Source organism: Tepidiforma sp., from assembly GCF_034433535.1.
Classification (GTDB): Bacteria; Chloroflexota; Dehalococcoidia; order Tepidiformales; family Tepidiformaceae; genus Tepidiforma.
In genome coordinates this window covers 1-12199 of the sequence record NZ_DAOUAO010000213.1, presented here as the reverse complement: position 1 = coordinate 12199, position 12199 = coordinate 1, and the positions used below count along the sequence as shown (strand labels likewise).

The window sequence follows — 12199 nt, the reverse complement described above, 5'->3', positions numbered from 1 at the left end:
ACCAGGACATCCTCACCATCAAGCAGCAGCGCCACGGCATCATCCAGCTCAACCGGCCCGAAAAGATGAACGCCCTCAGCCACAACCTCCGGGCCGAACTCTTCGATGCCGTCAAAGACTTCGAAATGGACCCCGAGGTCCGCGTCATCATTATCCGCGGCTCCGGCCGCGCCTTCTCCGCCGGCTACGACCTCTCCGGCATCTCCCGCACCGCCGACGACCGCGACTACGTCGAGCGGCGCTCCGGCCTCCCCAACGTCGGCCCCATCCACCCGGGGCAGGGCCAGTGGCCGCAGCACCTCCTCAGCGGCTACTGGATCCTCTGGGAGTGCACCAAGCCGATCATCGCGCAGGTCCACGGCTACTGCCTCGCCGGCGGTACCGAACTCGCCACCATGTGCGACCTCATGGTCGTCGCCGAGGACGCCATCATCGGCTACCCGCCCGTCCGCGCCATGACCCCGGTCGACATCATCTACCACCCCTGGCACCTGCCCATGCGCAAGGTGCGCGAACTCCTCTACACCGGCGACAGCGTCACCGGCCGCGAAGCCGCGGAGCTCGGCTGGGCGAACCGCGCCGTCCCCATCGACCGCCTCTGCGAAGTCACCGAAGCCCTCGCCGAGCGCATCGCCAACGTCGATGGCCCCATGCTCCAGATGACCAAGCGCCAGGTCAACCGCGTCTACGAAATCATGGGCTTCCGCACCTCGCTGCAGGTCGGCGGCGATATCCAGGAGCTCGGCCGCGTCCGCCCCGGCGGCGAAACCTTCGGCCGCATCGCCCGCGAAAAGGGCCTCAAGGCCGCCCTCGACTGGCGCGACGGCCCGTTCGGCGATTACGGCTCGGCCCCCGCCGACGCCCCCAAGCCCGCCGCCGCGACCTGGTAGCCGATGCCCGACGTCCCGCTCCACCTCGCCGAGCGCTTCGCAGCCACCGAGCTCCACCGCCTCCTCGGGCTCGAACTCCTCGAAGCACGCCCCGGCTTCGCCCGCATCGAACTCCGCACCTCCCCCGCCACCCTCTCCGGGGTCGGCGGGGCGGTGCACGGCGGGGTCCTCGCCGCCATGGTCGATATCGCCATGCTCTTCGCGCTGCAGGCCAGCCTCGAGCCGGACGACATCCCCAACGGCACCGCCGACCTCGGCATCACCTACCTGCGCCCCGTCCACGGCGCCCGCGCCCTCGCCGAGGCCAGCATCGTCCGCAAGGGCCGCTCTATCGCCTACGCCGAGGTCTCCATCTTCGATGAGCGCGGCACCCTCTGCGCCCGGGGCCGCACCAGCTACGCCCTCCGCCGTTCTGAAGCGTGAGCCCTCAGCTCCCGGCGTCCGCCAGCGCCGCTGCCACCCGCTCCTCCATCCGCTCAGCCAGCCGGATGACGAAGCCGACGTCCTCCACCCCGGCCACGCTCGTCGCCTGCAGGGCGTGGATCACCCGCCCCGTGCGGAAGCAGACGGTCGTATCCACGAACGTGGGGTTCCCCTCCTCGAACTGCCGCACCATGAATCCGCTCGCCCCATCGCCGATCTCCGGCACCAGCAGCGGCTCGAGCAGCACCGTGTTTTCCAGCGGTAAGCCGCATCCGAACTCCTCGAGCGAGCGCTGCGCCGCCGTCTCGTCGGTGTAGAGCGTGGAGATGGCCGTCACCGCCAGCACCGGGCCAAGCCCCGCCGGCCCGAAGAGGCTCACATAGTTGCGCAGCCGCCCCTGCGCCTCCAGCTGCCGCAGCTTCGCCTCCACATCGTCCGTTTCGAACACGTTCGCCCAGGCTTCGTTCAGGAACTCCCCCGGCGCCTGCTTTTCGAACCCCGCCGGCAGGTCCTCGGCGCGCAGCGACATCGCTTCCAGGTCGTAGGCATCATCGGAGAGCCCCGTTGGATAGCGCGGACCGTCGTCGCCGCAGCCGGCCGCCGCCAGCCCCAGGGCCAGCACCAGCACGCCCGCCAGCAGCCGAACCGTCCCCATGTGCCCTTCCTCCGGAATTGCCCTATCGTACGCCAGCAGCCGCCCCGCGGCGCAATCCCCTCCCGAGGAACCCGCGATGCCCCTCTCCGTCGAAGACCAGCTCGCCATCCAGCAGCTCTACGCCCGCTACAACCACGCCATCGATTCCGGCAACGGCGCCGATTGGGCCGCCTGCTTCACCCCCGATGGCACCTTCTCCTCCGCCACCGGCAACTTCGCCGGCCGCGACCAGCTCCGCGCCTTCGGCGACGCCTTCGCCCAGCGCCTCAAGGCCCGCCACTGGACCAACAACCTCGTCCTCGATGGCGACGGCGATGAGGCCACCGGCTCGTGCTACCTCATGCTCCTCCGCCTCGCCCCGGGCGAACAGCCGCCGGCCTCCATCCTGACCACCGCCATCTACCGCGACCGCCTCGTGCGCACGGCCGAAGGCTGGAAGTTCGCCGCCCGGACGGTCGTCGGCGACGCCTGACCCGGCCGCCCGCCCACGGTGAAATCCCTCCTCGCGCTCGCGCTCCTCACCTTCTTCGCGGTCACCATCGTGCTCGCCGTCGTCTTCCGAAACCGGCAGGCGCGCGATACCCTGCGCTTCCTCCGCAACGTCGCCTATGGCTACATCGTCGCCATCGTCCTGATCGCCGCCTGGCGCCTTTGGTTCAGCTGAGATGCGCATCCTCATCGCGCCCCAGGAGTTCAAAGGCAGCCTCTCTGCCGACGAGGCCGCCGACGCCATCGCCGCCGGCATCCGCTCCGCGCAGACGGGCTGGGAGCTCGACCTCCTCCCCCTCTCCGATGGCGGCCCCGGCTTCCTCGATGCCGTCCGTCATGCCGTCCGCGCCGATACCCTCGCCGCCGTCGTCAGCGACCCCCTGGGCCGCCGCGTCCTCGCCCGCTACCTCCGCCTCCGCGACTCCGGCGAACTCGTCCTCGAAGCCGCCCAGGCTAACGGGCTCCTGCATCTCGCACCCGAAGAACGAGACCCCCTCCGCGCCGACACCTTCGGAGTAGGCCAGCTCCTCGCCGAGGCGGCCAGCCTCGAACCGCCGCGCATCACCATCGGCCTCGGCGGCAGCGCCACCACCGATGCCGGCACCGGCGTCCTGCGCGCCCTCGGCGCCCGCTTCCTCGATGCAGCCGGCACCGACCTGCCCCCCGGCGGCGGCCCGCTCATCAACCTCGAAGCGATCGTATGGAACCCGCCCCCGTGGCTCGGGCGCATCCCGGTCCGCCTCGCCGCCGACGTGACCGCGCCCCTCTGCGGCCCCGAGGGCGCAGCCCTCCGCTACAGCCCCCAGAAGGGCGCCTCACCCGCCCAGGCCGACCACCTCGAGGCCGCCCTCCACCGCTTCGCCGCCGTCACCCGCCGCCTCACCGGCATCGACCTCCGCACCCTGCCCGGCGCCGGCGCCGCCGGGGGGCTCGCCGGTGGCCTGCATGCCTTCCTCGGCGCACCCATCCTGCCCGGCTTCGAAATTGTCGCCGAGGTCACCCGCTTCGCCGAACGGCTCGCTGCCGCCGACCTCGTCGTCACCGGCGAGGGCAGCTACGACGAGCAGTCCCTCCAGGGCAAAGTCACCGGCCGCGTCCTCGAAGCCGCCCGCGCAGCCGGCCGCCCCGCGGTCATCTTCGCCGGGCGCGCCAGCCTGCCCGGCGCCCGCACCATCCTGAAGCGCGAACCCGACCCCGCCCGCGCGATGGAGCGCGCCGCCCCCCTCCTCCGCGAACTCGCCGCAGAATGGTCGCGCGAGGCTGGAGCCGCCAGCTAGCCCGCGCTCTCGCCAGCCTCCACCGGCCCGGCGTGCCGCGTCCACAACCGAATCGCTTCCCGCAGGCGATGCGCCGTTGCCGGGTCCACCTCCGCCTCGCCGAGCACGCAATCCTGCAGGTGGCGCTCCAGCAGCAGCACCCCCGCCCGCTCAAGGCCCGAACGCGCCGCCAGCAGCTGCGTCAGCACATCCTCGCAGCAGCGCTGCTCCTCCACCATCTTGCGCAGCCCGCGCACCTGCCCCTCCACCCGCGCCAGGCGGTCCAGCAGCCGCTTTTGCTCCTCCGGTGTCATCCCCGCACCTCCTCGATAGGGCATTGACGAACATACCCCTTGGGGGTATAGTGACAGCACCGGGACACGACCGCAACTCCCGCCCAGAAAGGAACCACCCGCCATGTCCGATGTCCGCGAAGTCACCGATGCCACCTGGGAGCACGACGTCGTCAAGTCCGAACTCCCCGTCCTCGTCGATTTCTGGGCACCCTGGTGCGGCCCCTGCCGCATGGTCGCCCCCATCGTCGAAGAGCTCTCCCGCGAATACGCCGGCAAGGTCAACTTCCTGAAGATCAACACCGACGAAAACCCGATGACCCCGGCCAAGTTCGGCATCCGCAGCATCCCCTCGCTCCTCATCTTCAAGAACGGCGAGCTCAAGGGCACCATCGTCGGCTTCCGCCCCAAGAGCGACCTCAAGAAGCGGCTCGACGAAGCCCTCGCCTGAGCCCCGGTCTTCAGCGTCCTCGCCACCCGCGGCCGCCGGGCTCACACCGGCGGCCGTTTCCACTCCCGGAGCCAGCCCCATGACCGACTACGACATCGCCATCGTCGGCGCCGGCGGCGCCGGCCTCACGGCCGCCATCTACGCCGCCCGCGCCCGGCGCAAGACCATCCTCTTCGAAGCCAGCGTCACCGGCGGGCAGATCGCCACCACCGATATCGTCGAGAACTACCCCGGCTTCCCCGACGGCATCAATGGCTTCGACCTCGCCCAGCTCATGTTCCGCCAGGCCGAAAAGTTCGGCGCCGAGTTCGCCTATGAGCCGGTCACCGCGCTCGAACGGCTGCCCTCCGGCGAGTTCCGCGTGGCCACCTCCGAGCCCACCATCACCGCTCGCGCGGTCATCGTCACCGCCGGCGCCTCCTACAACAAGCTCGGCGTTCCCGGCGAGGCGGAATTCACCGGCCGCGGCGTCTCCTACTGCGGCACCTGCGATGCCGCCTTCTTCACCGGCCAGCACGTCATCGTCGTCGGCGGCGGAGATTCCGCCATCGATGAGGGGCTCTTTATCACCCGCTACGCCGCCTCCGTCACCGTGGTCCACCGCCGCGACACGCTCCGCGCCTCCGCCATCCTCCAGGAGCGCGCCTTCGCGAACCCCGCCATGCGCTTCCGCTGGAACACCGTGGTCGAAGCCATTGAGGGCGGCGAGAAGGTCGAGCGCGTCCGCCTCAAGAACCTCATCACCGGCGAAACCGAGACGGTCCCCATCGACGGCGTCTTCATCTTCATCGGCCAAACGCCCAACAACCACCTTCTCCAGGGCCTGGTCGAACTCGACGCCGGCGGGCACGCCATTGTCGACCTCGACATGTCGACCTCCGTGCCCGGGCTGTTCGTCGCCGGCGACCTCCGCACGAAGGCCGCACGCCAGCTCATCAGCGCCGCCGGCGACGGCGCCACCGCCGCCATCTCGGCCGAGCACTACCTCGCCGCCCACGACGCCCGCCCCGAGCGTCACGGGTAACGCCCGCCCGCTCGCGCGAAACCCCCTTCGCATTCGACCCGCCGGGGCGTAGGATCCCGCCATGCCCCTCTACGAGTTCCGCTGTGCGAAATGCGGCGCCATGTCCGAGGTGTTCGCCCGCTCCGTGATGGCCAGCGTCACCCCTCCCGAGTGCCCTGCCGCGCCCGGCCAGCGCGGCCACGAAATGCGCCGTGTCGTCTCCACCTTCGTCCGCCACAAGACCCTCCGCGACCAGATCGAAGAGGCCGAGGCAAAGTACGGAAAGGAAGTCGATGCGGCCATGGGCCCGGCCCCGGACGTGGGCAAATACGCCCGCCGCTACGAAAAGCTCGCCAAAGACCTCCCGCCTGAGCCCCGCTAAAGCGCGCTACTCGCCGATCAGGTGGCGCAGCTTGCGCGCCGCCTCCGCGTCGATCACCTCGTCCTCGAACCGCGCCACCCACGCGCCCTCGGCGCGCGCCGCCTCATACGCCTCCACCGCGGCGTTCGCACGGTCCTTGGCCAGCTTCCCCGGCGCGAACACCGCGTTCGCCGTGACCACGTACCGAACCTCCGGCAGGATGGCGCCCGCGAACCCGCACCGGGCGAGGTACGTCAGCTCCAGCCCATCGCTCGTCACCAGCGGCGATTGACCAAGCGCCCGGCAGACGGCGACCACCTTGCCCCGCGCGTAGGCCAGCCGCTCGCCGCGCTGCTCCGCCCGCGCCCCGAGGTCACGCGCCAGGCGGTCGGCGTGCAGCACCAGGCCGCCCACCCGCGGCGCAGCCATCGCGATCGCCTCGGCATGCAGCAGCCCGCGGGCGGTATCGATCACCGGGAAGACCAGCGTGTCTCCCGGCTCGATCCCCCGCCGCAGCTCGAACTCGCGCAGCGCCACCGCCATGTCGCGCACGTCCTGCGGCTCGACCGCGTGCGGGAAGAGCACCCCGCGCACCAGCGGGCTCAGGATGGCGTCGAGGTCGTCGCGCAGCATCCGCGTCTTCGGGTGATTGACCATCACCAGTGCCGCCTTCTCTGCCTGCCCGGCCGCGGCCAGCACGCCCGTGACCTCCCGCCGCGCCTCCGCGATCGGCACCCGCGCATCCGCGAGGCTCAGCAGAATCGCGTCCGCCTGCGACCCCAGCGCATCCTGGACCCGGTCGAGCCCGCCGGCCCCAACGTCCACCACGCTGCGCAGCCGCATCACCGCATCGCCCCCCCAATATAGCCGCCCACAATCAGCGGCGGGGGTTCCAGCATCGCGAGGTGCAGGTCCTGGACCAGCCCCATGATCCCCTGCAGGTGGTCGAGCGCGTGCCGGTACATCACCTCGGCGATCCACTGGCAGGTCAGCGGCCCCCAGCGCGTGTCCGTCCGGTATTTCGTCCAGGTCGCATCGCCCATCGCCCGGAAGATCGCCAGCTCCTCATCCCGCATCCGCTGGATGTCCGCCATGATCTCCGCCAGTGGCTCGGCGGGGTCGTACCGGCGTTCCCGCCACTCCCGCCGCGAGTAGTCGCGCGGGTCGAGCATCTCCGGCACCGTCGCCCACCGCAGCAGCGGCAGGTAGACCTCCTGCTCCATGTCGCGCAGGTGCGAAAGGTGCTCGTGGATCGACCACTCCGTTTCCACCGGCCGGTAGTGGCCCTGCTCCTCCACCAGCCCGCGCACCACCCACGCGATGTCGTCGGTCACCGCCCGCAGGCGTGCCAGCAGCTCCGTTCGATACGTCCCGGTTTCGCTCATTGGCGCCTCCGTGCCCCGCTCGGCCAAGTCTACGCCAAATCGATCACCGGTGCGAGCAGTTTCTCAGAGGATCGGCAGGTACTCGCGCAGCTCGAAGTCCGTGATGTGCCGCCGGTAGCGGTCCCATTCGATCCGCTTGTTCGCGATCAGGCTCTCGAACACGTGGTCGCCCAGCGCCTCGCGCAGGAAGGTCGATTTCTCCGCCACCTCGATCGCCTCGATCAGCGAGCCGGGCAGCATCTCGATGCCCCGCGCCGCGCGCTCCGCCGGGCTCAGCTCGAAGACGTTCTCCTCGACCGGCGGCGGCAGCGGCCGCTCGTTCTCGATCCCGTCGAGCCCCGCGGCCAGCATCACCGCGAACGCCAGGTACGGGTTGCAGGCCGAATCTGGCGAGCGGTACTCGATGCGCGTATGGATCTCTTTCCCGGGCTTGTACTCGGGGATGCGGATCAGGTCGCTCCGGTTGCGCCGGGCCCAGCTCAGGTAGACCGGGGCCTCGAACCCCGGCAGCAGCCGCTTGTAGCTGTTCACCCACTGGTTGGTGACCAGCGTGATCGCCCGCGCGTGGTAGAGCAGCCCGGCGATGTAGCCCTTGGCCACCGCGCTCAGGTGGTACGGGTCATCCGGGTCGAAGAAGGCGTTCCGCTCACCCTTGAAGAGCGACTGGTGCACGTGCATGCCGCTCCCGTTCACGTGCTCGAGCGGCTTCGGCATGAAGGTCGCGTAGACGCCGTTGGCCGCTGCGATCTCCTTCACCACCAGCCGGTAGGTCATCGCCGCATCGGCCATCGTCAGGGCGTCCGTGTAGCGCAGCGTGATCTCGTGCTGGCTGGGCGCCACTTCGTGGTGGCTGTACTCCACCTCAATGCCCATCGCCTCCAGCGTGAGCACCGTCTCGCGCCGCAAATCGTGGGCGGCATCGCTCATCTGGTCGAAGTAGCCGCCCCGGTCCAGCGGCACCGGCTCGGTCTCCGACTTGAAATAGAAGTACTCCATCTCCGGGCTCACGTAGAACGTGTAGCCGAGGTCCGCGGCCCGCTTCAGCTGCCGCTTCAGTACGTAGCGCGGGTCGCCCTCGAACGGCTCGCCGCCCGGGTAGGTGATATCGCAGAACATCCGCGCGACGCCGGCCTCCTTCGGCCGCCACGGCACCAGCTGGAACGTCGCCGGGTCCGGCCGCGCCACCATGTCCGACTCATCGATGCGCGCGAACCCCTCGATGCTGCTCCCGTCGAACCCCATCCCCTCTTCCAGCGCCTTCTCCAGCTCCTCCACCGTGATGGCGAAGCTCTTCAGCGACCCCACAATGTCGGTGAACCACAGCCGGATGAACTTGACCTTGTGCTCCCGGCACGCCGAAATCACATAGTCCGCAGATTCGCTCATCGCGACACCTCCCGGTCCCGGTCGGCAGGCCCACGGCCGCCAGCGTGATTCTAGCCCCGGCGTGTTACGGCCACGTTGCCCGGCTCAGCCGCGCCCGCGCCCCCCAACCCCCCGCCCGAACAGGTCGTACGGCCCGGCGTCGTCGATCCGCACCCGCACCCGTTCGCCCGGCGCAGCCTTGCCCCGCGCGAAGACGAGCCCGTCCACCTCCGGCGCCTCCCGGTAGGTGCGGCCCGCCACCACCGGCCGACCGTCCTCGTCCTCGCCGGTGCCCTCCACCAGCAGGTCGAGCGTCCGCCCCACGAACCGTTGCGCGCGCCGCGCCGAAACCCCCTGCTGCATCGCCATGAACCGATCGCGCCGCTCGGCCTTCACCTCATCCGGCACCTGCCCCTCCATCCCGTATGCGCCGGTCCACTGCTGCCGCGAATAGGTAAAGCAGCCCGCGTGGTCGAACTCCACCGCCTGCGCGAAAGCCAGCAGCTCCTCGAACTCCTCCTCCGTCTCGCCCGGGAAGCCGGCAATGAACGACGTCCGCAGCACGATGTCCGGCATCGCGCGGCGCAGCTCCTCAATAAAGCGGTACACCCGCTCGAGGTTGTGGGGCCGCTTCATCCGCCGCAGCACCGCCTCGCTCCCGTGCTGGAGCGGCATATCGAGGTAGTGCACCACGTTGGGGAGCTCCGCCATTGTCGCGATCAGCTCGGGCGTCACCCGGCTGGGGTAGGCGTACATCAGCCGCAGCCACGTCCCCGGGCCAACCGCCTCGCTCAGCATCCGCAGCAGCCCGGGCAGCCCGCTCCCCACCGGCATGCCCAGGTCCTCGCCCCAGGCGGTCGTGTCCTGCCCCACCAGCACCAGCTCCTTCGCCCCGGCCGCCACCAGCCGCTGCGCCTCCTTCACCAGCAGCCCCGCCGGCGCCGAGCGGAGCCCGCCCTTGATCTTCGGGATGACGCAGAACGTGCACGGCGCATCGCACCCATCGGAGATCTTGAGGTACGCGCTCGGCCCATCCACCCGGACGTTGCTCTCGGGAATATCGAAGATCGCCCCCGGGTCCACCTGCAGGAGGCGGGCCACCTCGGTCCACTGCCCCACCCCGAAGACGTGGTCCACGCCCGGCGTCTCCTCCTTCACCTGCCGCCCGTAGAGCTGCGTCATGCACCCGGCCACGATCAGCGTCTGCCCCTCCCGCTTGCCGGCCGCCAGCTCCTGCACCGCCGCCATCGATTGCGCCTGGCTCTGCTCGATGAACCCGCACGTATTCACGATGATCGCGTCCGCCTCCGCCGGGTCGGCCACCGGCCGCAGCTCGCCGCCCGCCAGCAGCCGCTCCAGGTGCGAACTATCGACGTCGTTCTTCGGACAGCCGAGCGTCACGAGGTGGTAGGTCCGCGGCGCCGCCATCACTGGCCCTCGCTCACGACGATCTGGACCCGCGAACCCTGCGCCATCTCCACCTCCGGCGCCGGCGACTGGTCGATGACCACCCCCGCCGGCTGATTGCTCCGCACGCGCTGGATCAGCGGTTCGAACCCCGCCTCCCTGATGGCCGCTACCGCGATCGCCTCCTGCACCCCGCGCACATCCGGCACCAGCCCCGGCGTCACCGGGAGGCCGCTGCGCGTCACCGGCGTCGGTTCGTTGGCGGCGGTGGTCGGGCTGCCGCCCGTCCCCAGCTGCCCCGGCGGCACGCTCTCGTCGTCGCCGGCGAGATTCGCCAGCAGCCAGGCGAGGAACACCACCCCCAGGATCGCCACGATGGCTACGATGGCTACCACCGCCGACCGCGTCTGCGCGGCCGGGTCGGTGTTCAGCCGCCGCGCCGGCGAGGGCACACCGATATCCACGCCGATCACCGGCTCCCACCCCGCCTCCGCGGCAGCCGGCCGTGGCCGCGCGCCCCCCTGCCCCGCCGGGCGGCCGCCACCGATGACGGGCCGCTCGTCCCCGGCCGGGCGGGTTCGCCACGCCGGCCGCGACGCCGAAAGCGGGCTCAGTGGGCGGTCCATGCTCGGGCGCTCCGGCTCCACCGCCGCCCTGCGCGGCTCCTCCTCGTCCTCCCGCGGGAACATCGCCAGCACTTCCTGCGGGTCGAGCCCGAGGTACTGCGAGTACGAGCGCAGGAACCCCCGCGCGTACACCGGCGCCGGGATCACCTCGAACTGCTCCGACTCGAGCGCCTGCAGATACCGTCGCGAAATGCGCGTATCCCGTTCGGCGTCCTCGAGCGTCAGGCCGCGCGCCTCGCGCGCACGCGTCAGCAGGCTCCCCAGTTCACCCATACACGTCTGAAACCCGTCGGGGGTACGGCGAACGTATCAGGTTCCCCTCCTAAACGGTAGCCGCCCGAAAACCCGCCTATCCCCGGCCGTCATTGGCCCCCGGAGCCCTCGAGCACGCCGGTGATCCACTCCACCCCGTGGCCCTCCCGGGGGCCGACCCGCCCCGTTGCCCGCAGCTTTGCGAGCGTCTCCGCGAACGCTTCGAAGTGCCGCAGCATCACCCCAAGGTGGATGTACAGCCGGTAGCCCAGCGCCGCCGCCTCCTCCGGCGTGACCAGCCATGTGTTCAGCAGCATCGGCACCCCCGCCAGCGCCTCCGCCGCCCAGGCGATGCTCTCCCGGTCCTTCAGCCCGTCGAGGAAGACGAGGTCCGCGCCGGCCGCGAAGTACCGCCGCGCCCGCTCCGCCGCCTCCTCCCGCCCCAGCGGCGCCAGCGCATCGGTCCGCGCGATGATCACCAGCGAGGGGTCGCGCCGGGCAGCCACCGCCGCCCGCACCTTCAGCTCCATCTCCTCCGCCGGGATCACCCGCTTCCCCTCGAGAAAGCCGCAGCGCTTCGGCCACTCCTGGTCTTCGATGTGCAGCGCCGCGACCCCCGCCCGCTCGTACACCTCCACCGTCCGCCGCACATTCAGCTCGTTGCCGTAGCCGGTATCCGCATCGGCGATGACCGGCACGTTCACTGCCGCCGCGATGCGGGCCGCGTTGGCCGCCATTTCCCCCAGCCCGATGAGCCCGCGGTCCGGCAGCCCCCACGAGGCCGCAGTGCCGAACCCGCTCATGTACACCGCCTCGAACCCGGCCGCCTCCGCCAGCTTCGCCTGCACCCCGTCGAACACAAACGGCGCGACCACCAGCCCGCGCGCCATCGCTGCCCGCAGCTGCGCCCCCGGGGATGCCCTGCCGTCCACGCCGCGATTCTCCCCGCCGCCGCCCGGGCTGTCCACGCGCTACGCCCGCCGCAGGTGGATGGCTGCCCAGTCTCGCTCCAGCCGCGTCTCCACGTGCGCGAATCCGCGCGGTTCCACCGCCCCCCGCACCCGCGGGATGTCCGGTTCGAGCACGCCCGAGAGCAGCAGGTCGCCGCCCGGCCGGACCGCCCGTTCGAAAACCGGCGCCAGCCCGATGTTCGCATCGGGGCTGATGTTCGCCACCACCAGGTCGTAGCTGCCAACGGTCTCGGGGTCGACCCGGCCGGCCCGCACCGCCACCCGGTCCGCCACGCCGTTGGCGGCGCAGTTGCGCGCGGCCACCTCCGCCGCGATCGGGTCAATGTCGATCGCGTCCACGTGTGCGGCCCCCAGCTTCACCGCCGCAATCGC

The 12199-nt window shown here is 70.9% G+C and carries 17 protein-coding genes; 8 read left to right on the top strand and 9 right to left on the bottom strand.

The features are described from left to right. Together VAE46_RS11315 and VAE46_RS11310 are read left to right on the top strand one after the other, a co-directional pair. Window positions 1–890: enoyl-CoA hydratase-related protein (locus VAE46_RS11315; RefSeq protein ID WP_322797040.1), on the top strand; the 890-nt coding region annotated here is incomplete at its 5' end. A 3-nt stretch (window positions 891–893) separates the two neighbouring features. Then, the gene (locus tag VAE46_RS11310) at window positions 894–1313 is read left to right on the top strand and encodes a PaaI family thioesterase (RefSeq protein ID WP_322797039.1); all 420 of its coding nucleotides are present in this window, start codon (window positions 894–896) and stop codon (window positions 1311–1313) included. Window positions 1314–1317: 4 nt separating this feature from the next. On the opposite strand, the gene VAE46_RS11305 is transcribed toward VAE46_RS11310, so the two are convergent. Then, a complete protein-coding gene (locus VAE46_RS11305; protein WP_322797038.1) occupies window positions 1318–1968 on the bottom strand; it encodes a hypothetical protein in 651 nt (216 codons plus the stop codon). A gap of 76 nt (window positions 1969–2044) precedes the next feature. Here VAE46_RS11305 and VAE46_RS11300 point away from each other — a divergent pair, with 76 nt between their 5' ends. Genes VAE46_RS11300 through VAE46_RS11290 form a run of 3 tightly spaced genes read left to right on the top strand, consistent with a single transcriptional unit; the run spans window position 2045 to window position 3734 of the window. After that, window positions 2045–2440 (top strand): nuclear transport factor 2 family protein, encoded by a 396-nt coding sequence (locus VAE46_RS11300; RefSeq protein WP_322797037.1) that lies wholly within the window; start codon window positions 2045–2047, stop codon window positions 2438–2440. A gap of 18 nt (window positions 2441–2458) precedes the next feature. Then, the gene (locus tag VAE46_RS11295) at window positions 2459–2632 is read left to right on the top strand and encodes a hypothetical protein (RefSeq protein WP_322797036.1); all 174 of its coding nucleotides are present in this window, start codon (window positions 2459–2461) and stop codon (window positions 2630–2632) included. A 1-nt stretch (window position 2633) separates the two neighbouring features. Further along, window positions 2634–3734 carry a glycerate kinase gene (locus VAE46_RS11290; RefSeq protein WP_322797035.1) on the top strand — a complete coding sequence of 367 codons (1101 nt, stop codon included), beginning with the start codon at window positions 2634–2636 and terminating at the stop codon, window positions 3732–3734. Here the strand turns inward: VAE46_RS11290 and VAE46_RS11285 are convergent. Next, window positions 3731–4027 carry a metal-sensitive transcriptional regulator gene (locus tag VAE46_RS11285; RefSeq protein WP_322797034.1) on the bottom strand — a complete coding sequence of 99 codons (297 nt, stop codon included), beginning with the start codon at window positions 4025–4027 and terminating at the stop codon, window positions 3731–3733. The genes VAE46_RS11290 and VAE46_RS11285 overlap by 4 nt on opposite strands. A 103-nt stretch (window positions 4028–4130) precedes the next feature. Between VAE46_RS11285 and trxA the strand changes: the two genes are divergently transcribed. The 3 genes from trxA to VAE46_RS11270 all read left to right on the top strand — a co-directional run bounded on the left by trxA (window position 4131) and on the right by VAE46_RS11270 (window position 5842). After that, window positions 4131–4457, top strand: coding sequence for a thioredoxin (trxA, locus tag VAE46_RS11280; protein WP_322797033.1), 327 nt, complete (start codon window positions 4131–4133; stop codon window positions 4455–4457). Window positions 4458–4536: 79 nt separating this feature from the next. After that, window positions 4537–5481: a thioredoxin-disulfide reductase gene (trxB, locus tag VAE46_RS11275; protein WP_322797032.1), complete on the top strand. Its 945-nt coding sequence runs from the start codon at window positions 4537–4539 to the stop codon at window positions 5479–5481. A gap of 61 nt (window positions 5482–5542) precedes the next feature. Beyond that, window positions 5543–5842, top strand: a complete 300-nt coding sequence (locus tag VAE46_RS11270; protein WP_322797031.1) for an FmdB family zinc ribbon protein — start codon at window positions 5543–5545, stop codon at window positions 5840–5842. 6 nt (window positions 5843–5848) lie between these two features. Here VAE46_RS11270 and VAE46_RS11265 read toward each other — a convergent pair whose 3' ends face one another. The 7 genes from VAE46_RS11265 to VAE46_RS11235 form a co-directional block, all read right to left on the bottom strand. Beyond that, complete coding sequence (locus VAE46_RS11265) at window positions 5849–6664, bottom strand: aldolase/citrate lyase family protein (protein WP_322797041.1); 816 nt, start codon at window positions 6662–6664, stop codon at window positions 5849–5851. Further along, window positions 6664–7206 (bottom strand): DinB family protein, encoded by a 543-nt coding sequence (locus VAE46_RS11260; protein WP_322797030.1) that lies wholly within the window; start codon window positions 7204–7206, stop codon window positions 6664–6666. The genes VAE46_RS11265 and VAE46_RS11260 overlap by 1 nt, the downstream gene beginning before the upstream one ends. Window positions 7207–7269: 63 nt before the next feature. Beyond that, complete coding sequence (locus tag VAE46_RS11255; protein WP_322797029.1) at window positions 7270–8592, bottom strand: glutamine synthetase family protein; 1323 nt, start codon at window positions 8590–8592, stop codon at window positions 7270–7272. 84 nt (window positions 8593–8676) lie between these two features. Beyond that, window positions 8677–9999, bottom strand: coding sequence for a 30S ribosomal protein S12 methylthiotransferase RimO (gene rimO, locus VAE46_RS11250; protein ID WP_322797028.1), 1323 nt, complete (start codon window positions 9997–9999; stop codon window positions 8677–8679). Beyond that, window positions 9999–10877, bottom strand: coding sequence for a helix-turn-helix domain-containing protein (locus tag VAE46_RS11245; RefSeq protein WP_322797027.1), 879 nt, complete (start codon window positions 10875–10877; stop codon window positions 9999–10001). Before VAE46_RS11245 ends, rimO begins: the two co-directional genes overlap by 1 nt. An 89-nt stretch (window positions 10878–10966) precedes the next feature. After that, window positions 10967–11788 (bottom strand): isocitrate lyase/PEP mutase family protein, encoded by an 822-nt coding sequence (locus VAE46_RS11240; RefSeq protein WP_322797026.1) that lies wholly within the window; start codon window positions 11786–11788, stop codon window positions 10967–10969. A 39-nt stretch (window positions 11789–11827) separates the two neighbouring features. Beyond that, window positions 11828–12199: 50S ribosomal protein L11 methyltransferase (locus VAE46_RS11235; RefSeq protein ID WP_322797025.1), on the bottom strand; the 372-nt coding region annotated here is incomplete at its 5' end.

Coding starts and splice junctions, on each gene's coding strand:
- VAE46_RS11255 (WP_322797029.1), bottom strand. CDS start 8,592: ATGAGCGAATCTGCGGACTATGTGATTTCGGCGTGCCGGGAGCACAAG.
- VAE46_RS11305 (WP_322797038.1), bottom strand. CDS start 1,968: ATGGGGACGGTTCGGCTGCTGGCGGGCGTGCTGGTGCTGGCCCTGGGG.
- VAE46_RS11260 (WP_322797030.1), bottom strand. CDS start 7,206: ATGAGCGAAACCGGGACGTATCGAACGGAGCTGCTGGCACGCCTGCGG.
- trxB (WP_322797032.1), top strand. CDS start 4,537: ATGACCGACTACGACATCGCCATCGTCGGCGCCGGCGGCGCCGGCCTC.
- trxA (WP_322797033.1), top strand. CDS start 4,131: ATGTCCGATGTCCGCGAAGTCACCGATGCCACCTGGGAGCACGACGTC.
- VAE46_RS11245 (WP_322797027.1), bottom strand. CDS start 10,877: ATGGGTGAACTGGGGAGCCTGCTGACGCGTGCGCGCGAGGCGCGCGGC.
- rimO (WP_322797028.1), bottom strand. CDS start 9,999: ATGGCGGCGCCGCGGACCTACCACCTCGTGACGCTCGGCTGTCCGAAG.
- VAE46_RS11310 (WP_322797039.1), top strand. CDS start 894: ATGCCCGACGTCCCGCTCCACCTCGCCGAGCGCTTCGCAGCCACCGAG.
- VAE46_RS11285 (WP_322797034.1), bottom strand. CDS start 4,027: ATGACACCGGAGGAGCAAAAGCGGCTGCTGGACCGCCTGGCGCGGGTG.
- VAE46_RS11265 (WP_322797041.1), bottom strand. CDS start 6,664: ATGCGGCTGCGCAGCGTGGTGGACGTTGGGGCCGGCGGGCTCGACCGG.
- VAE46_RS11300 (WP_322797037.1), top strand. CDS start 2,045: ATGCCCCTCTCCGTCGAAGACCAGCTCGCCATCCAGCAGCTCTACGCC.
- VAE46_RS11290 (WP_322797035.1), top strand. CDS start 2,634: ATGCGCATCCTCATCGCGCCCCAGGAGTTCAAAGGCAGCCTCTCTGCC.
- VAE46_RS11270 (WP_322797031.1), top strand. CDS start 5,543: ATGCCCCTCTACGAGTTCCGCTGTGCGAAATGCGGCGCCATGTCCGAG.